The organism is Intrasporangium mesophilum (genome assembly GCF_054783095.1).
Genome location: NZ_BAAGRF010000027.1, coordinates 65,609 through 83,492, shown reverse-complemented (window position 1 = coordinate 83,492; position 17,884 = coordinate 65,609). Strand labels below are relative to the sequence as shown.

Annotated in this window: 15 protein-coding genes, 2 pseudogenes, 1 riboswitch and 1 other annotated feature; of the genes and pseudogenes, 1 reads left to right on the top strand and 16 read right to left on the bottom strand. The window is 71.5% G+C overall.

All coding sequences use genetic code 11. From position 1 onward, the window contains the following. Positions 1–29 precede the first annotated feature (29 nt). The 13 genes from ACYVLP_RS18660 to ACYVLP_RS18600 all read right to left on the bottom strand — a co-directional run bounded on the left by ACYVLP_RS18660 (position 30) and on the right by ACYVLP_RS18600 (position 12,236). Positions 30–293 carry a phosphoribosyl-ATP diphosphatase gene (locus ACYVLP_RS18660; protein ID WP_460628830.1) on the bottom strand — a complete coding sequence of 88 codons (264 nt, stop codon included), beginning with the start codon at positions 291–293 and terminating at the stop codon, positions 30–32. Positions 294–415: 122 nt separating this feature from the next. Beyond that, positions 416–898: a 6,7-dimethyl-8-ribityllumazine synthase gene (ribH, locus tag ACYVLP_RS18655; RefSeq protein ID WP_460628829.1), complete on the bottom strand. Its 483-nt coding sequence runs from the start codon at positions 896–898 to the stop codon at positions 416–418. Further along, a complete protein-coding gene (ribB, locus tag ACYVLP_RS18650; protein WP_460628828.1) occupies positions 895–2,145 on the bottom strand; it encodes a 3,4-dihydroxy-2-butanone-4-phosphate synthase in 1,251 nt (416 codons plus the stop codon). The genes ribH and ribB overlap by 4 nt, the downstream gene beginning before the upstream one ends. Beyond that, positions 2,142–2,825 carry a riboflavin synthase gene (locus ACYVLP_RS18645; RefSeq protein WP_460628827.1) on the bottom strand — a complete coding sequence of 228 codons (684 nt, stop codon included), beginning with the start codon at positions 2,823–2,825 and terminating at the stop codon, positions 2,142–2,144. Before ACYVLP_RS18645 ends, ribB begins: the two co-directional genes overlap by 4 nt. Positions 2,826–2,831: 6 nt before the next feature. Then, entirely contained in the window at positions 2,832–3,959 is a 1,128-nt protein-coding gene (ribD, locus tag ACYVLP_RS18640) for a bifunctional diaminohydroxyphosphoribosylaminopyrimidine deaminase/5-amino-6-(5-phosphoribosylamino)uracil reductase RibD (protein WP_460628826.1), read from the bottom strand. Between the two features lie 17 nt (positions 3,960–3,976). After that, positions 3,977–4,738, bottom strand: a complete 762-nt coding sequence (pnuC, locus tag ACYVLP_RS18635; RefSeq protein WP_460628825.1) for a nicotinamide riboside transporter PnuC — start codon at positions 4,736–4,738, stop codon at positions 3,977–3,979. 121 nt (positions 4,739–4,859) lie between these two features. Further along, positions 4,860–4,988, bottom strand: a riboswitch (FMN riboswitch). A 99-nt stretch (positions 4,989–5,087) separates the two neighbouring features. Further along, the gene (gene rpe / locus ACYVLP_RS18630; protein WP_460628824.1) at positions 5,088–5,744 is read right to left on the bottom strand and encodes a ribulose-phosphate 3-epimerase; all 657 of its coding nucleotides are present in this window, start codon (positions 5,742–5,744) and stop codon (positions 5,088–5,090) included. Positions 5,745–5,754: 10 nt separating this feature from the next. Then, positions 5,755–7,257: an RsmB/NOP family class I SAM-dependent RNA methyltransferase gene (locus ACYVLP_RS18625; protein ID WP_460628823.1), complete on the bottom strand. Its 1,503-nt coding sequence runs from the start codon at positions 7,255–7,257 to the stop codon at positions 5,755–5,757. After that, positions 7,250–8,281 carry a methionyl-tRNA formyltransferase gene (locus tag ACYVLP_RS18620; protein WP_460628822.1) on the bottom strand — a complete coding sequence of 344 codons (1,032 nt, stop codon included), beginning with the start codon at positions 8,279–8,281 and terminating at the stop codon, positions 7,250–7,252. Before ACYVLP_RS18620 ends, ACYVLP_RS18625 begins: the two co-directional genes overlap by 8 nt. A gap of 1 nt (position 8,282) precedes the next feature. Further along, on the bottom strand, positions 8,283–8,828 hold the full coding sequence (gene def, locus ACYVLP_RS18615; RefSeq protein WP_460628821.1) for a peptide deformylase: 546 nt from the start codon (positions 8,826–8,828) through the stop codon (positions 8,283–8,285). Between the two features lie 191 nt (positions 8,829–9,019). Next, positions 9,020–10,345 carry an MFS transporter gene (locus tag ACYVLP_RS18610; protein WP_460628820.1) on the bottom strand — a complete coding sequence of 442 codons (1,326 nt, stop codon included), beginning with the start codon at positions 10,343–10,345 and terminating at the stop codon, positions 9,020–9,022. Further along, complete coding sequence (locus ACYVLP_RS18605) at positions 10,342–10,881, bottom strand: ArsR/SmtB family transcription factor (protein WP_460628819.1); 540 nt, start codon at positions 10,879–10,881, stop codon at positions 10,342–10,344. Before ACYVLP_RS18605 ends, ACYVLP_RS18610 begins: the two co-directional genes overlap by 4 nt. A 92-nt stretch (positions 10,882–10,973) precedes the next feature. Further along, entirely contained in the window at positions 10,974–12,236 is a 1,263-nt protein-coding gene (locus ACYVLP_RS18600) for a saccharopine dehydrogenase family protein (protein ID WP_460628818.1), read from the bottom strand. A 211-nt stretch (positions 12,237–12,447) separates the two neighbouring features. Here ACYVLP_RS18600 and ACYVLP_RS18595 point away from each other — a divergent pair, with 211 nt between their 5' ends. After that, entirely contained in the window at positions 12,448–12,588 is a 141-nt protein-coding gene (locus ACYVLP_RS18595) for a hypothetical protein (RefSeq protein WP_460629065.1), read from the top strand. A gap of 49 nt (positions 12,589–12,637) precedes the next feature. On the opposite strand, the pseudogene ACYVLP_RS18590 reads toward ACYVLP_RS18595, so the two are convergent. The 3 genes and pseudogenes from ACYVLP_RS18590 to ACYVLP_RS18580 form a co-directional block, all read right to left on the bottom strand. After that, positions 12,638–13,084 (bottom strand): annotated as a pseudogene (locus ACYVLP_RS18590) (HNH endonuclease signature motif containing protein); the annotation flags it as partial. 1,190 nt (positions 13,085–14,274) lie between these two features. Next, positions 14,275–15,587: pseudogene (locus tag ACYVLP_RS18585) on the bottom strand (IS3 family transposase). Then, positions 15,162–15,290, bottom strand: a sequence feature (AL1L pseudoknot). It overlaps the preceding pseudogene by 129 nt. Before the next feature lie 181 nt (positions 15,588–15,768). After that, positions 15,769–17,871 carry a primosomal protein N' gene (locus tag ACYVLP_RS18580; protein ID WP_460628817.1) on the bottom strand — a complete coding sequence of 701 codons (2,103 nt, stop codon included), beginning with the start codon at positions 17,869–17,871 and terminating at the stop codon, positions 15,769–15,771. Between the last annotated feature and the right edge of the window lie 13 nt (positions 17,872–17,884).

Below are 17,884 nucleotides of genomic sequence, written 5' to 3'. Positions count from 1 at the left end.
TGGTCCTCGGGCGCTCGGTGCGAGCGGCCTCAGAGGTGGGAGTAGACGTCGTCGAGCGAGATCCCCCTCGCGAGCATGAGGACCTGAAGGTGGTAGAGCAGCTGGCTGATCTCCTCGGCCGTCTCGTCGGTCGACTGGTACTCGGCCGCCATCCAGACCTCGGCCGCCTCCTCGACGATCTTCTTGCCTATCGCGTGCACGCCGGCGTCGAGTGCGGCGACCGTCCCTGACCCTTCGGGACGTGTCGCCGCCTTGTCGGCCAGCTCGGCAAACAGCTGCTCAAAGCTCTTCACGGTGCCCAAGCCTACGGGCGCGTTCGCCGGGGCTTGAATGCCGTCCGGCTGGCGGCCGATCCCGCCCGGCCCCTGGGACATGACGGGTCGGGACGGTGCCCCGGAAGGCCCTGCTGCCGGGGTCACCACAGGCCGTGCGACGCAGTGGCCGTTCGGAGCGCGACCACGGTGGCCACAGCAGCGGAGGCAGCCTCGTGGCCCTTGTCCTCGGCCGAGCCCGGAAGGCCGGCCCGGTCCACCGCCTGGGCCTCGTCGTCACAGGTGAGCACCCCGAACCCGATGGGGGTCGCGGTGCGCACCGACACCTCGGTGATGCCGACGGTCGCCGCTTGGCAGACGTAGTCGAAGTGCGGCGTGCCACCGCGGATGACGACCCCGAGCGCGACGAGCGCGTCGTACCGGTCGGCGAGCGCGGCGCACGCCACCGGCAGCTCGAAGGTGCCCGGGACACGGACGACGTCGACCTCGGTCACCCCCGCGTCTGCGAGCCCGCGGCGGGCGCCGTCGAGCAGTCCGTCCATGACCCGCTCGTGCCAGCTCGCGGCGACGACTGCGACGGACAGTCCGCTTCCGTCGGTGGAGATGACGGGGGCTCCCTCTTTCATGCGGTCTCCAGTCCGTGGGTGCCGCGCCGCTCGCCGGCCAGCGGAATGTCGTGACCGAGCCGGACACGCTTGGTCGCCAGGTACTGCTCGTTGTCCCGGCCGATCGGGCCGTGCAGCCGCTCGACCGCCACCACGTCGATGGACAGGTGGCGCAGCGCCTCCACCTTGGCGGGGTTGTTCGTCAGCAGGACCACCTGCTCGGCGCCGAGGTCGTGCAGGATCGCGGCTCCGGCGGCGTACTCGCGGGCATCGACCGGCAGACCCAGTGCCGTCTGGGCATCCACGGTGTCGGCGCCACGGTCCTGCTGGGCGTAGGCGCGCAGCTTGTCCACCAGGCCTACCCCGCGGCCCTCGTGGCCACCGAGATAGACCACGACACCCCCGTCACGCCCGACCCGGGACAGCGAGGCCTGCAGCTGCGGGCCGCAGTCGCAGCGCAGCGACCCGAACGCGTCACCGGTCAGGCACTCCGAGTGCAGTCGCGTCAGCACCGGCCCCGAGTCGCTGAGGCCCTTGAGCCCCCGCGGGCTCACCAGCGCCACGTGCTCGTCACCCGTCAGGGTGTCGCGGTAGCCGTGCGCGGTGAAGGTGCCGTGCACCGTCGGGATCCGCGTCGTCGCAAGGCGCTCGACCCGGTCATAGCGCTGCCGCCAGCCGATCAGCTGCTCGATGGTGATCACCGGCAGGTCGAACTCACGTGACAGGTCGACGACGCCCTGCATCCGCATCATCCGGCCGTCGTCATGGACCAGCTCACCGATCAGTGCCACCGGCGGCAGCCCTGCGAGCCGGGCCAGGTCGACCGCAGCCTCCGTGTGACCCGGACGGGTCAGCACCCCACCAGGACGAGCGCGAAGCGGTAGGACATGCCCAGGACGGATCAGGTCGGCCGCGGTCGAGGACGGGTCGGCGAGCACCTGCAGCGTGCGGAGGCGGTCGGCCGCGGAGATGCCCGTCGACACGCCCGACGCGGCGTCGACCGAGACCGTGTATGCCGTCCGCAACGGGTCACGGTTCGCGGCGACCATGAGCGGCAGGTCCAGCCGGTCGGCGACCTCCGCCGGCATCGGCGCGCACAGGTACCCCGACGAGTGCCGGATCGTCCACGCCATCCACTTCGCCGTCGCCGTCGTGCCCGCCAGGACCAGGTCACCCTCGTTCTCCCGGTCCTCGTCATCGAGCACCAGGACCGGTCGGCCCTCACGAAGCGCCTCGAGCGCCTCCTCGATGGTCGACAGCACGCTCATGACGGGACCTCCTGGTTGGTGTTCGGTGGTTCGGGCCGCTCGAGGTGCCCTGCGCTCCGCTCACGGTGTCCTGCGCTCCGCGCAAGGCGCCCGCCCTGCTGGAGCAAGCGCTCGACGTACTTGGCCAGAACGTCGACCTCGAGGTTGACGACGTCGCCGACTCCCTTTCGGCTCAACGTCGTCAGTTCCAACGTCGTCGGGGTCAGCGACACGGTGAACGAGCCGTCCTCGACGGAAGCCACGGTGAGCGAGACGCCGTCGACGGTGATCGAGCCCTTCTCGACCACGTATCCGGCCAGCTGCGGCGGGAGCGTGAGCACGACCGTCTCCCAACGATCCCCAGGCGTCCGCCCGATGATCGAGGCGGTGCCGTCGACGTGCCCCTGAACGATGTGACCGCCGAAACGCCCGTCAGCGGGCATCGCACGCTCGAGGTTGACCCGGTCACCCGGACGCAGCGCCCCGAGGCTGCTGCGGCGCAGGGTCTCGGCCATCACATCCACCGTGAAGCCCTGCGCGTCGTGCTCGGTGACCGTCAGGCACACCCCGTTGACGGCGATCGATGCGCCGTGGGTGGCATCGGTGACCACCTGTGGCCCGAGGACGCGGAGCACGGCTGACTCCGGCCCGTGCGTGATCGACGCGACCGTGCCGAGCTCTTCGACGATTCCGGTGAACATCTGCTCCTACTCCCTGTTCCTCGTACCCTCTGCTGCTTCCCATGCCTCGTTCGGGCCGCCCGGCCCCGAATCGGCACGACCGGACAGGTCGGCACGCGCCCGTGTGATGGCGTGGACCCGGATGTCGTCGCCGACGCAAGTGACTTCGATCGGCACCAGCCGCACCATGTCCGACACCGTGCCGATGCCCAGGTCGCCCACCGCTGCGCGGCCATCCCCGAGCAGTGCCGGTGCGAGGTACGCGTAGACCTCGTCCACCAGCCCGGCGGTCAGGAAGGCCGCCGCCAGCGTCGGGCCTCCTTCCAGCCACACATCGCGGACTCCCCTGTCCCACAAGGCGCGCAGCGCTGCGCCCGGCTCGCGTGTGGCGAGGTGCAGCACCTCTCCGGGGCCGGCATGGAGGCGGGCATCGCGAGACACCGAGCGCTCTCCCATGACGACGCGCAGAGGCTGTCGGGCGGCCTCCCGGCCATCCGGCATACGAACGGTGAGCCTGGGGTCGTCGGCGATCACGGTGCCGGTCCCGACGAGGACAGCGTCGCGCGTGGCCCGCTGAACGTGGACGTCCGCGCGTGCCGCCTCCCCGGTGATCCACTGGCTGCTGCCGTCGGACGCCGCGCTGCGACCGTCCAGCGTTGCCGCGAACTTCCACGTCACGAGCGGGCGACCGAGGGCCACGGTGCGCGACCAGCGGTCGTTGAGCGCGGCGGCCTCGTCGGCGAGCACGCCGCCCACGGTGTCGACTCCGGCGCGTCGGAGCACCTCCGCACCGCCGGCCGCCTCAGGGTTGGGGTCGGTCTGGGCGTAGACGACGCGTGCGACGCCGGCAGCGACCAGCAGGTCGGCGCAAGGCCCGGTGCGGCCCGCGTGCGAGCACGGCTCCAGCGTGACGTATGCCGTGCTGCCCCGTGAGCGCGTGCCCGCGGCAGCCACCGCGTCGACCTCCGCGTGGGGTGAGCCGGCACCCCGGTGGTACCCCTCACCGACGACCTCACCCGCGGGACCCACGAGGACGCAGCCGACCCGAGGGTTCGGGTCAGGCCACGGCCCGGATGCGGCGAGGTGGAGAGCCCGCCGCATCCAGGACGCCGCTGCCGGTCCCATGCTCTCGGTCGAGTCGGACGTGTCCGTCATGTCGCGCGACCGCCCGATCAGCCGGCCTTCGCGTCCGCGAGGGCCGGCTCGACGTCAGGCTTGGCCGTGCGGGACACCTTGACCCACTGGATGAACCCGTAGACGACGAACGCGCCGTAGAAGGTGTAGAGGACCGCGGTCGGCACGTAGCCGGTGGCGAGCCCGAACGGGACGCCGACGAGGTCGACGCCGATCCAGGCCAGCCAGAACTCGTTCCAGCCGCGCGCCATCGCATAGGTCGCCGCGATCGAGCCGACGAAGATCCACGCGTCGCACCAGTAGAACCACCACTCGGGCGTGAAGAACGGGTTCGGGGCGAGGCTCCAGATCCACTTGAAGACCTGGGCGACGATGATGGTGCCGACCAGCCACAGCGCGATGACGGCCGTCCGCTCACGGGCCGTGGCCCAGCGTGGGGTGATCGCAGCCCCGGACGGGTCGTCGGCGTGGTTGAGCCGACGGATCCGGGACCAGCGCCACCAGCCGTAGATGCTGGTGATGATGAAGAAGACCTGGCGTCCGGCCTGGCCGAAGAGCGGGATCCGCTCGTCGGCCCCGAAAAGGGCACCGAGGTAGACGAAGAAGAGCATGACGTTGGCGACGATGCCGACCGGCCAGGCCCAGACCAGGCGCTTCATGCCGAGCCAGGCCGACGCGACGCCGATGAGCACGCCGATGAGCTCGAGCCAGTGCAGCTGGTACTGCCCGACCGGGATCGCAGCGTCGATGAGCTGCTGGAAGACGTTCTTCGACTCGTCCGCGAGCGCGAGAGTGACCATGTGGTGTTCGTCCTCGAAGTTCGTGTAGTGATGCTGAACGGACGAACTCCGGGGGACTCCACAGGTCGGTTCGGATGGCGGAGGACCTCACGGTGCCGCACACCGGCCGACGACGGCCTGTCTCGTGCTGCCTCCCATCCGGACTTTCACCGTCGGTCCTGGAGTTTCACCAGGTCAACCGGCCGCTGGCTGCGGCCGGGTCGCGGACTATCACCGCCGGCTCGGAATTACACCGACCCCGGAGCACGTAAGCCCCAGTATGCCACCGGGCGCACTCGCCGCCCCCCGCCCGCCCACGTGATGGTCCGCACTCGGATGCCACGAGGCCCGCCGGACCCGGTGGCCGCGCTCAGTGCGCGTGCTGGTCGGCGAGCGCCCGCAGCTGCTCGATGGCCCCGGCCGCGTCGTCTGCGCCGTACACCGCCGAGCCTGCAACGAAGACGTCTGCGCCGGCTTCGGCGCACTGCTCGATGGTCTCGAGGCTGACGCCCCCGTCCACCTGGACCCAGATCTCGCCGCCGTGCCGCCGCACGGCCTCTCGCACCTGCGCGACCTTGGGCATCTGGTCGGCCATGAACGACTGGCCGCCGAATCCGGGCTCGACGGTCATGACCAGGACCATGTCGAGCTCGGGCAGCAGGTCCTCGTACGGCGCGAACTCCGTGGCGGGCTTGATCGCCATCGATGCGCGAGCCCCAGCCGCGCGCAGCGCGCGCGCCAGGCCGCGAGGGTCGCGCGCCGCCTCGATGTGGAACGTCACCGACTGACAGCCCGCCTCGGCGTACATCGGCGCCCAGCGGTCAGGGTCCTCGATCATCAGGTGAGCGTCGACCGGGACAGGGCTCACCTTGAGCAGGGCTTCCACGACCGGCAGGCCGAGTGTGAGGTTCGGCACGAAATGGGCGTCCATGACATCCACGTGCGCCCAGTCCGCGTTCCGGATGCGCTCGAGCTCCGACTGGAGGTTGGCGAAGTCCGCCGACAGGATGCTCGGTGAGATCTGCACGGCAGCCACCCTAGAGCTTGCGCAGGAGTGCGAAGAACATCGCATCAGTGCCGTGCACATGCGGCCACAGCTGGACGAACGGGCCGTCACCGAGCCCACCCAGCGGCATACCGGCGGCGTCGACGAACAGCTCACGAGCGTCGACGACCTCGGCGTCCGAGCGCTTCTTCACGACGTCCTGGACGACGAAGCGCGTCTCGTTGAGGTGGGGGCTGCACGTCGCATAGCCGATGAGCCCACCCGGCATCGTGGCTTCGATCCCCGATGCGAGCAGCTCGCGCTGGAGCCCCGCCAGGGCGGCGACGTCGCCGGGGCTGCGCCGCCAGCGGGCCTCCGGACGGCGACGAAGAGCTCCGAGGCCGGTGCACGGAGCGTCGATGAGCACGCGGGAGTATGCCGCCGGCTCCGCGGTCCCGACGTCGCGACCGTCGCCTTGCCGGACCTCCAGAGTCGTCCCTGCGGCCGTAGCCGCACGAGAGGCCGCACCGAGCGTCTGACGCACGAGTCCCGCCCGATGCTCGCTGATCTCGTTGGCGACAAAGGGAATCGACCGCTGAACGGCGAGTGCGGCGAGCAGGCCGGCCTTGCCTCCGGGCCCCGCGCACAGGTCGAGCCACCGCTCCGCGCCGGGGCGGCTCTCGACGGGCGCTGCGGCGAGTGCGAGCGCCAGGAGCTGAGACCCTTCGTCCTGGACAGCCGCGCGACCCTCGCGGACAGCCGCGATCGAACCCGGGTCGCCTTCTGGCAGAACGGCTCCCACCGGACTCGTCGTCGACGGCGTGGCCCCTGCAGCGACCAGCTCGTCCACGCTCGCCAGGCCAGGGCGGGCAATGAGCGTCACCTTGGCGGGCGCGTTGTCGGCCTCGAGCAGCGCCGTCAGCGGCCCGTCGACGGTCGCTGATGTCGCCGCCCCATGACCGATGAGGGCAGCCCGAAGGGCCTTGACGACCCAGAGCGGGTGCGAGGTGCGGATCGCGAGAGCCTCCAACGGGTCGGTGACCCCGGCCGTGACGACCTCGAGCCACTCGTCGAGGTCACGTTCACTGATCCGTCGCATCACCGCGTTGACGAAACCCGCCGCCCCGGCCCCGTTGACCTGCCGCGCCAGCGCGACGGTCTCGTCGACCGCGGCGTGTGTCGGGACGCGCATGCCGAGCAGCTGGTGAGCGCCGAGCCGGATCGTGTCGAGCACCCGCGGGTCGATCTTGTCGACCGGGCGGTCGGCAGCTCGCGCCGCGACGGCGTCGTAAAGACGGTGCAGGCGCGTCGCGCCGTAGACCAGCTCGGTCGTGAAGGCGGCGTCGCGGCCGGTGAGGCGCTTCTCGCGCAACAGTCGCGGGAGGACGAGGTTGGCATAGGCGCCCTCGGCGATCTCCCGCATGACGGTGTATGCCGTGAGGCGGGGAAGGTCGGTGCGTCGGCTTCGCTCCGCCGGCCGCTGTGCCGAACGGTGCTGGGCAGACCGCTCGCGCGCGGGTGGGCGCTGCCGCCCGCGACCTCTGGACTCACCCATCGCCGAAGCCCTCCCCCGGCTCGATCCTGGAGCCGCGGGCCCAGTCCGCCGCCGGCATCGGCTTCTTTCCGTGCGCCTGAACGACGCCGAGCCGTACGGGAACACTGCCGGTTCCGACGAACACGGCGCGCTTCGTGACGATGATTCGGCCCGGGTCGAGCCGGGTGGGACGCGTGCCGTCGCCGGGTCCGTCGGCCTGCGCGTCCGCGTGGGAGCTACCAGGCACCTGGCCGGGCAGCTCGTCGGGCAGCTCATCGGGCAGCTCATCGGGCGTCGCGAGGACGAGCGGGGCGACCTTGAGGCGCTCCCCACGGAACGTCGTCCACGCACCTGGAGCCGGGGTGCAGCCTCGGACCAGGCGGTCGATGGCGAGGGCAGGTCGGCCCCACCCGATGCGGGCATCCTCGACGTCGATCTTCGGCGCCAGTGAAACACCTTCCGCCGGTTGCGGTTTCGCGACGAGCGCACCGGTCTCGATGCCATCCAGAGTGGCCACCAGCAGACCTGCCCCGGCAACGGCGAGGCGGTCCAGAAGGTCGCCCGCGGTGTCGGTCGGCCGGATCGCCTCGGTCATCACGCCGTAGACCGGTCCGGTGTCGAGGCCCTTCTCGATGAGGAAGGTCGACGCGCCGGTGACCTCGTCACCTGCCATCACCGCGTGCTGGACCGGGGCCGCTCCCCGCCAGGCGGGCAGCAACGAGAAGTGCAGGTTGACCCATCCGTGTCGCGGGATGTCGAGTGCGACCGGCGGGATCAGGTTGCCGTACGCGACGACCGGACATGCATCCGGACCGATGTCGCGAAGCCGCTCGAGGAAGTCGTCATCGCGCACCCGGGTCGGCGTCAGCACGGGCACGCCGAGCTCGTCTGCGCGCAGGCGTACCGGAGACGCCTCGAGACGCCGCCCTCGCCCCGAGGGCGCATCAGGCCGCGTCACCACCGCGACGAGCTCGTGGCTCGAGGCAGCCACCGCGTCGAGGCTAGGCACGGCCGCCTCGGGTGTGCCCGCGAACACCACCCTCATGTCACATCGCCCGACCGAAGGTGGAGTGGGGGCTGATCCGTACCTCGGGCGGGTTCTCTGCGAACCACTCCGCCTCGCGGATCGCGCGCATGGCCTCCTTGCGGGCCTCCGGGTCGAGCCGGTCGATGAAGAGGATCCCGTCGAGATGGTCAGTCTCGTGCTGCACGCAGCGGGCGAGCAGCTCGCTGCCCTCGACGACGACCGGCTCACCCCACATGTTCTGGCCCTTGGCCACGACGGACAGGGCGCGCTTGGTGTCGAATGCGAGGCCGGGGATCGACAGGCACCCCTCCGGGCCGTCCTGCTCCTCGTCAGACAGGTCCAGCACCGGGTTCACGAGGTGACCAAGGGCTCCGTCGACGTGGTAGGTGAACACCCGCAGTCCGACGCCGAGCTGGGGGGCGGCCAGGCCTGCGCCGGGCGCGTCCATCATCGTGTCCTCGAGGTCCTTGACCAAGGCACGGAGCTCTTTGTCGAAGTCGGCGACCTCGGCGGCGCGGCTGCGCAGCACCGGGTCCCCGAACAGGCGGATGTCCTTGATCGACATGAGGCTCCTGACGTCGGCAAAGGGGCGACCGACAGTCTAGGGCCGGGCCGGGTAGCGAGCCTCGCGTGGCGAGCCAAGCGTCGAGCCCGCGGCGCGCCCACGCGGCTTGCCCCAGCGGCTTGCCCAACCGCTTGGCCCAACCTCTTGGCCCAGCGGCTTGCCGCTGGTGTGTGCGGTGGCGTGCTGCGGGCTCAGTCGGCGACGGCGTCGACAATCCGGTCCCTTGTTGGGTCGGGCACGCCGTCGGCGGGCACTGGAGCGGTCCCCTCTCGGGGTGTGTCGGTCGGTTCCTCGATGCTTCTGCCCAGGTCGCGCACGGAACGCGACAGCAGTGCCGAGAGCGAGATCGCCGCGTAGACGGCCGCGCTCACGACGAGGAGTGTCTCGACGTCGACGTGGAAGGCCAGCCAGCCGTAGAGGAAGGTGCCGATCGGCATGGCCACGAACGAGCCCAGCGCGTCGTAGCTCGAGACTCGCGAGAGCACCCCGAGCGGGATGTGCTCGTGGAGCGCCGTGCTCCACCCGACACTGAAGACCTCCACTGCCGCTCCAGCCAGGAAGAAGCCGACCGCAACCGGCACGAGCGCGGGCGCGAGCCCCAGCAGGGCCATCGGGATCGCGACCACCGTGATCGCGATCATCCCGGCGCGGAGCGGATGGGCAAGCCTCAGCCGCAGCATGACCAGCGTCATGAGCACGGTCCCGAGGGCCTCTGCGCTGAGGATGAGCCCCCAGCCGGCCTCGCCGATGGCGGCAGTGGAGGAGGCGATGAGTGGCCCGAGGACACCGATGACCCCGACGTGGATCGCGTTGGTGAGGCCGAAGGCGAGCACGATGACCCAGAGCCACTGGCGTCGGGTGAACTCACCCCACCCTTCGCGGAGCTCGCGCAGCATCGAGGCCCGGGCCGGGCGGTTCTCCTCTTCACGCCGCGGGAGCCGGATCCGGGTCAGGCAGACGATCGCGACGGCATACGTGAAGGCGTCGACCGCGAGAGCCCACCCGGGCCCGATGCCGACGACGAGGGCACCCGCGACGGCAGGGCCGATGATGGTCAGCCCGCTTCGGCTGAAAGACAGCAGCGCATTGGCCTGTTGCAGCAGCCGGCGGTCGACGACGAGCGGGACCACGCCCATCATGGCCGGCATCGTGAATGCCGAGACGGCACCGTTGACGCCCTCGAGGATGGTCAGCTGGGTGAGGGTTGCGTGGCCGCTGATGATGAGCGCCGCCGCGACGCCCTGCGTGAGCATGGTCAGCACGTGCGACACCTGCAGGACGACGATCCGCGAGAAGCGGTCTGCAATCACTCCCCCAACGAGCAGGAACACGACCATGAGCAGGGTGCGCACGCCGAGCACCTGCGCCAGGGCTCCTGCGGACTGGTCGATGTGCAGCACGGCGAACGCCAGGGCGACGGGCACCATGGCCGTGCCCGCGGTCGACACGGTCCGAGCTGCGAAGTACCACGCGAAACGCCGGTCCCCCAGTGCGGCGAACGACTCCTTGACCTTCATCGGGTTCCCCTGCTTTCAGGCTTCATGCGGAAGGCGATCACGGACAGGTTGGCGCGCACCGTGCCCGCCGTGCGGGGTGGCTTGGCGCTCGCGTGCATGAGCAGGCTCGCCTCGGTCACGAGGTCCACGACACGCTGCCAGTCCTCCGGCTCGAGCCAGAGGTCGGCATCGGTCGAGAGGGTCTGCTCCCCCGGTTGGCGATCCTCGAAGCGCGCCGGGATCGCATCGGCGAGAACGCGGACGTAGTGGCGAAGGTCTGTCTCGTCGCCCGGTGTCGACGGGGAGCGATGCGCGTCCCACGGATGCCGGTACTTCTTCGCGCGGCCGCCACGGACCTTCTCCTCACCGGCCACCACGATCAGTCCCGCTGCCTCGAGGAACCTCAGGTGGTAGCTGGCGTTCGCCTGCGTGATGTCGAGCTCACGCGCGACCTCGGCGGCCGACAGCTCCGCACCGGTCAGCAGCGAGAGCATCTGCAGCCGGAGCGGGTGCGCGGTGGCCCGCAGCTCGCTGATGCGACCCTCTTCCAAAGACATGTTTGGGAGTATGGCGCGAAGGCCTGAGCACTGTCAAGCATTTCTTTGGGGGTGGCGGAACGCTCAGCCGCCGGGCTCGGTGTCGTGGGCGCTCAGGTCGAGGCGACGCGCTCAACCTCGAAGGTGAAGTCGTGCTGGCGCAGCCGGTCGACCAGGGCGTCGCCCATCGCGGTAGCCGGCGTGCAGACACCCACCCGCCCCGGGACTCCTTGGTCGCGCGCCAGGCAGATGAGGGACTGGCCGAACATCACCGCGGTCCCGCTGTAGCCGGGATCGTGGTCGGCGCCGACACGCGTGACGTATCGCGCGCCGGTGGTCGTCGTGGCCCGGATGTCCATCCGGAACCTGCCCGCGGCCTGCTGCTCGGGGCTCGGGCCCTCTCCCGGCCGCGGAAGCACTCGGTCCAGCACGGCTCGGGTCGGTCCGAAGGCCAGGCCGGTGGCGACCCCTCCCAGACCGATGGCCATCCCGGCCGCCATCACGGGCGACATCGGTCCGGTCCCGAAGTCGGTCACCTCCCGGTAGCGCAGCCCGCGTCCGTATGACCAGTCGCTCAAGGTGTTCGACAGCCGCACGACTCGAGTGTTGAAGGACGCCATGACGAAAGGACCGGTCCATCGGCCCGTGCCGGGGTCGCGGTCGATAGGAACGAACCGTCGCAGCGTCCCTGCGATGCCGTTCGTGGGGGTCCGCGTGGACTTCGGCTCCTCGGCCCGACGCGGGCTGAGGGCGTACGGATCGCTCAACGTCCGGCGCGCGGACTGGTCGGCGCGGGCCGCGATCGCCTGCTTGCGGGCCGAGTCGACCGTGCCACCTGAGAAGCCGCCCTTCAGCGACCGCACGAGCAGCGTGGTCTCGCCCAGGCTCCCCTCACCGTCTGCGCTGGCGCGCTGGGCCGTGATGAGAACACCGAGGTCGGAAGGGATCGAGTCGAACCCACAGGCATGGACGATCGCGGCGCCGGTCTCCTTGGCGCGCGCGTCGAGCTCGTCGAGCGACCAGCGCACGAAGAGCACCTCGCCCGTCAGGTCCGCATAGTGCGTCCCTTCTTCGGCGCAGGCGCGCGCCACGTCCCTGCCGTATGCCCCGTACGGCCCAACCGTGGTCCCGAGCACTGTGGTCCGCGCCGCGAGGGCACGGAGCCCGGCTTCGTCGCTGGCGTCGACGGTGGCCAGCTCCCAGGCGCGCGCGCTGTCGCCGAGCTCCGATCGGAGGGCGTCGAGCTTGGACCGGGAGCGACCGGCGAGTGCGACTCGCAAGTCCGGATCGGCGTGCTTCGCCAGATGTGCGGCGGTCAGCGAACCGACGAACCCCGTTGCACCGTAAAGGACGACGTCGAGCTCTCGTGGGGCCATGCCGCTACTCTGCCAGTCCAGGTCCCCGATGGCGTCGCGTTACCCCCCAGACGACGGGGCGCCTCGATCACAGTCCGGACAGTGTTTTCCTTCCCGCCCGCCGACTCGGCGGGTCAGGGTGGTGCAGGACCGGCACCGGACCCGGCTTCGGTCCGGGTCCCAGCGCTGGTCGCGGTGGCGGCGACGGGCGGCGGGCGATCCGGGACTGCCGGTGTCGCTGCCGGTGCTGCTGGTGGTGCCGGTGGTGCCGGTAGTGCCGGTAGTGCCGGTAGTGCCCGTGGTGCCGGTGGTGCCGCCGATGCCGGTGGTGGTGCTGGTGGTGGTGCTGGTGGTGGGGGTCGGTGCCAGGTGACTTCCCAGGGGGTGACCTCGGCGTCCAGGCCCAGCTCGTGCACCCGGGTGTGGTGCCGCCCGCACAGCAGCGCCCCGTTGCCCAGGTCGGTGGGCCCGCCGGTGGACCACGGCTGGACGTGGTGCGCCTCGCACCACTGCGGCGGGACCGTGCACCCCGGGTAGGAACAGCCCCGGTCCCGCACCGCCAGCGCCAGCCGCTGCGCGGGGGTGAAGAACCGCTGCGTGCGGCCCAGGTCCAGCACCCGTGAGGGCGTGCCGAGCACGACCGGGATGATCTCGGCCTCACACGCCAGGCGCCGCACCGCGGCCGCGGACAGGACCTCGTCGTTGTCGGCCAGCCCGGCGCCGCGGACCTGCCCCNACCCCCTGCGGGGCCGCGACCGCCCGAGCGACCAGCTCCAGCAACGCGTCCGCGCGCCGGGTCGCCGGCAGCCGCGGATCCGCCGGCACCCCGGCACACACCCCACACACCCCACGCGCCGCAGGCGTCGCATCACCGGCCACGCCCGCCGCACCGGCCGTGCCGTCGGTGCCGTCCGTGCCGGCCGTGCCGGCCGCGGCGTCGGTGTCGTCGGTGCCGTCCGTGCCGTCGGTGCCGTCCGTGCCGGCCGTGTCGTCCGTGCCGGCCGTGTCGTCCGTGCCGTCGGTGTCGTCCGTGCCGTCCGTGTCGGCCGTGTCGTCGGTGTGTGGCGGGCGGGTCAGGTGTCCGCAGACCGGGTGCCGGTACGGGGCCGGCGCGGCGTCCCAGTCCAGGTCCGGCCGGGGCCGGGCCAGCGGGTCGATCGCCGCGTCGAGCACCGCGGCGCCCTCCGGGTCCAGCCGCAGCCGGTACTCGATCAGACCCGCCGAGCGGCCCACCCGGGACAACGCCCGCCCGGCCCGCAGCCGCGCCTCCTCATCCTGGACCTGTTCCGGCGGGCGCAGCGACACCCGCGCCTGACGCACCAGCCGACGCAGCTGACGCACCCCCAACACCTCGACCTGCTCCACCATCGCATCGACCACCGCGTCCAGCTGCCCCCGGTCGGCGACCCCGGCCACCTCGTCGTGGAACCGCACCAGCACCGCCGCCTGCGCGACCGTGGCCGCCCCGCAGCGCACCTTGCCCGCCAGCACCCGCCACCGCGGCTCGGTCATGATCGCCCCGACCGCGGTCAGCTCGGCCGCCCCGGCCCCCTCCAGCACCGGCGCCCGCGCCGCCACCCAGTCATTGCGCGACAGACCCTCCCGAGCCCCCAGCCCCCGCGAGGTCACCTCACCGGCCAGCACCGCGCACAGGCTGTGCGCCAGCTCCCGCACCGCCTGCGCCTGCTCGATCGCATCACCCACCCCGGCCTCGGGCATGCACCACGTCGGGAACGAGCGGGTCACCAGCCGCAGCTCGGCCGCGATCCGCGCCAACCGCGCCGCCAGCCCCGGCAACCCCCGGAACCCCTCCAGCTCGGCCCCCGGATCCGGCTCCGAGGACGCCAGCGCCGCCAACACCGCCACCGGGTCCAGCGCCGGGCCCAGACCAGCCTCCACACCGGCCACCGGCTCACGGGTCGTCGTCGTCATGAGTAGAACATACGTTCGACCACCGACAGTCCAGTCCCGCCATCCACAGGGCCACGCGGCGACCGATCATCGAAGCGGATCGCCACGAGGCACGGTCTCAAAGGCCGCGAATTGAATCGCCCCGGGTTCAGTGGAGAGTCAGGTGTGCTTCCTCGGCGGGTGCCGGGGCAGCGGTGTTGGCAGCGTAGTAGTTGGTCTCGTACTCGATTGGCGGGATGTCGTCGCACCAGGAGTGGAGTCGTTCGCGGTTGTACCAGTCGACCCATTTGAGGACCTCGAACTCGACATGCTCGAGGGACCGCCATGGGCCGGCTCGGTGGATCAGCTCGGTCTTGAACAGCCGGTTGAGGGCCTCCGCGGCGGCGTTGTCATAGGAGTCGCCCTTGGACCCAACCGAGGCGATGATGCCGGCCTCGTCGAGGCGTTCGGTGTAGCGGATCGACAGGTACTGAACGCCGCGGTCGGAGTGGTGCACCAGCCCGGCCAGGTCGTGGCCCTCGTGCCGTCGCTGCCAGATGCCCTGCTCGAGGGCGTCCAGCGCCAGGTCCGAGCGCAGCGTCGAGGCCACCCGCCAGCCCACGATGCGGCGGCTGTACAGGTCCGTCACGAACGCGACGTACACGAACCCGGCCCAGCTGGGCACGTAGGTGATGTCCGCGACCCAGCGGGTGTTGGGCGCCTCAGCGGTGAAGTCCCGGTTCAGCGCGTCCCGCGGGCACGGCGCCTTGCCCCGGATCGTGGTGCGGGCCCGCTTGTGGTCACCGGCGACCGCACCCACGTACCCCAGCGCGCGCATCGCCGTTCCACCGTGCACCGCGCGACTGGCTCGTACCGCTGGGTCGTGGCCTGACCGAACGCATCCGCGCGATGCTCCCGGTTCAGCGCCTTCCACATCTTGCGAGCCCCGTACACGCCATAGTTGGCCTCCCACAGCCGCGCGATCCGCTCATCCAGCGCCGCGTCACTGAGCGCCCGCCGCGACGGGGGCCGGGACCTGGCGGCGTAGTACGTGCTCGGGGCGATCTTTGCCTCAGCCTCGGTCAAGACTGAGCAGCTCGGCTCGACCCCGAACTGGTCCTTGTACTCCTCGATGTACGCGATCAACGTGGCGATGGGCGGTCGAGCTCCGCCGCGAAGAAAGCCGACGCGCTCTTCAGAATCGCGTTCGCCCGGCGCAGCTCCCGGTTCTCCTTCTCCAGCTGAGCAATCCGCCCGGCCGCGTCGACCGGTCCCGGCGACCCTCCCGCGACCTGGCCCGGGGCGCTCGACCGGCCCGAGCGCCAGCCAGTTCCGCAACGTCGCCGCCGGGATCCCCAACTGGTCACCCACCTGGCTACAGGCCGTCCGCAGACCCATCCCGGGGTTGTCCCCGAGCGTCTCCTTGACCATCCGAACCGAGCGCTCACGCAGCTCGTCCGTGTACTTCCTCGGAACAGGCATGACTCCACCCTTTCGTGGGATCAGACCCTCCACCAGACCCGGGGCGATTCAAATCACCACCCGACCGACATCACCACTAGGCCGCGTCACCACCCGACGCAATCACCAGGCAATCACCGCTTGGCCTCATCACCACCGGAACATCACCGGATCGCCGCGAGCAGCAACTCACAGGTCGCGGTCACCCCATGTCCAGCGGGTCCACTCGCACGGCGACGACCTCAGACGCCTTGCGTGCGGACCGAAAGGCCTTCAGGGCCACGAGCGCGTGCGTGAGTGCCGTGGTGTCCCCCACGGGCACCCTCACCAGCACCTGATGGTCAGCCGGTGACCGCTCCCCCGCAGCTCCCACCGCTCCCGCGCCTCCGCCCGCTGCCGAGGTTCTCGACCCCACCGGCATACCCGGTCCGCGCTCCCCACCCGCCGACCTGGCTCCGCCGAAGCCCGGCGAGAACGGCAGAGGACCGAGCACCTGGGCCGCCGCTGGCAGGTCCACCTGGGTCAACGCTTCCTCGAGGGCCCGCCGGCGGCCCGTCAGCTGGGCGATTCGCACGGCCGGAGGCAGTCCCAGCTCGCGCCGGTCGGCAAGCTCGCGGGCGGCCAGCCACGCGGGGTCCCAGCGCACCAGCGCCTCGACGGCTGGCAGAGCGATCGCCTCCGGAGCGCCGCAGAGGACCACAGCGCGACCCTCACTCGCCAGGGCGGCGGCCGCCATCCACCGCCGAGCCGCTTCCAGCGGTGCGTCGAGCACGGGAAGGTCGAGCATCGCCCAGGCGTCAAGGAGCACGACGGCCGAGTAACCCCCATCGGCCACGGGCTCCGCGCCCGGTGTGGAGATCACGAGCGACGGCGCTGCCCCCACGGTCGCCAGCACCTCCCCCGATCCGGACGTGTGAACAGGCACACCCGGGAAGGCCCGGCCGATCTCCTCGGCGGTCCGCCGCGCTCCGGTGACCGCGGACCGCAGCCGATGCGAGCCACAATGGACGCACTCGAAGCGTCCACCGGCCACCGGCAGGGCGCACCACCGACACGTGGGCGCGGCCCCCGGCGAACCGAGCGCTACGGGACCCTGGCAGCGAGCACAGCGCACCGGGGTGCGGCACTGCGCACAGCTGAGTGCGGGGAGGTACCCCCGCCTGGGCACCTGAAGCAGGACCGGCCCGTCGACGAGGCCGTCCTTGGCGATCCGCCACGCGCGGGAGGGGATGTGTGCGCGTGCGGCAGGACCGTCACGCTCCTCGTCGGCGCCTTCGCCCGCAATGGTGACGCGCGGCATTGCCTCGCGCAGGGCGGCCGGGGTCGGCTCGACGGGCACCATGAGCCCGGCCTCGACGCCGAGCTGGACTCGCAGGCTGCGGCCGAACCCTCCCGAAAGCAGCGCGGCGCCGGTGGCAGCGGCACGCAGCTGGAGCACGACACCGACCTGGTGATAGGGCGCCCTCGGCTCGGCCAGGAGGTCATCCCCGTCGTCCCACCACGCGACCAGCCCGAGGTCGTGCACCGGCGCGAAGGCCGCGGCCCTCGTGCCGATGACGACACGAACGTGGCCCCGAAGCACCTTCAGCCACGCGGTGTACCTCGCCTGCGGTCCTTGGTCCGCGGTGAGCCGGACGTGCCTCCCCTTGCCGACCAAGGCGACGAGAGCGGACTCGAGCCGGTCGACATCACGATGGTCCGGCACGATGAGCACGGAGCCGCGCCCCGCCGCCATGGCCGTCGCGGCGGCGGTCGCGAAGGCGGCCGGCCAGTCCTCGTCGGTCCGCCGTCCGGGCAGCGCCTGCCAGGCGGCGGCCGGCCCCTCACCGTCGGCTATGCGGCGCAGCCATGCGGGCCCGGCCGGGTATGCCGCCCACGGGCCCGGAGCGGGCGCCGTCACCGGCCCGCACGGTGGCGGCTCGACGGGCAGGTTCCGCTCCGCGGTGGCGTGCCGCTTGGGCACGGCGAGCCGGAGCACATCGCTCACGGTGCCGGCATACCGTCCGGCGACGGCACGCGACAGCTCCAGCACTTCCGGCGTGAGCACCGGCTCGGGACTGACCACGCGGCGCAAGGGCGTCAGCTGTCCGGCGTGCTCGGCCCGCTCGCGTCGCTCGACGACGAAACCGTCGAGATCGCGGCCAGAGAAGCGCACCCGCACCCGAGCGCCCGGCACGGCGTCCGTGGCCAGCTCGTCAGGCACGGCGTACTCGAAGAGGCGGTCCAGATGGGCCAGCGGGGTCTCCACGACAACCGCAGCGACCGGCCGGTCGGCCGGTCGCTGCGGATTGAGGTCGTCGCCCACGGGGGCGAATCTA

What these genes read in the sequence shown, in the direction of transcription:
- ribH (WP_460628829.1), bottom strand. Translation starts at nt 898, where the DNA reads ATGAAAGAGGGAGCCCCCGTCATCTCCACCGACGGAAGCGGACTGTCC.
- ribB (WP_460628828.1), bottom strand. Translation starts at nt 2,145, where the DNA reads ATGAGCGTGCTGTCGACCATCGAGGAGGCGCTCGAGGCGCTTCGTGAG.
- ACYVLP_RS18645 (WP_460628827.1), bottom strand. Translation starts at nt 2,825, where the DNA reads ATGTTCACCGGAATCGTCGAAGAGCTCGGCACGGTCGCGTCGATCACG.
- ribD (WP_460628826.1), bottom strand. Translation starts at nt 3,959, where the DNA reads ATGACGGACACGTCCGACTCGACCGAGAGCATGGGACCGGCAGCGGCG.
- pnuC (WP_460628825.1), bottom strand. Translation starts at nt 4,738, where the DNA reads ATGGTCACTCTCGCGCTCGCGGACGAGTCGAAGAACGTCTTCCAGCAG.
- ACYVLP_RS18625 (WP_460628823.1), bottom strand. Translation starts at nt 7,257, where the DNA reads ATGGGTGAGTCCAGAGGTCGCGGGCGGCAGCGCCCACCCGCGCGCGAG.
- ACYVLP_RS18620 (WP_460628822.1), bottom strand. Translation starts at nt 8,281, where the DNA reads ATGAGGGTGGTGTTCGCGGGCACACCCGAGGCGGCCGTGCCTAGCCTC.
- def (WP_460628821.1), bottom strand. Translation starts at nt 8,828, where the DNA reads ATGTCGATCAAGGACATCCGCCTGTTCGGGGACCCGGTGCTGCGCAGC.
- ACYVLP_RS18610 (WP_460628820.1), bottom strand. Translation starts at nt 10,345, where the DNA reads ATGAAGGTCAAGGAGTCGTTCGCCGCACTGGGGGACCGGCGTTTCGCG.
- ACYVLP_RS18605 (WP_460628819.1), bottom strand. Translation starts at nt 10,881, where the DNA reads ATGTCTTTGGAAGAGGGTCGCATCAGCGAGCTGCGGGCCACCGCGCAC.
- ACYVLP_RS18600 (WP_460628818.1), bottom strand. Translation starts at nt 12,236, where the DNA reads ATGGCCCCACGAGAGCTCGACGTCGTCCTTTACGGTGCAACGGGGTTC.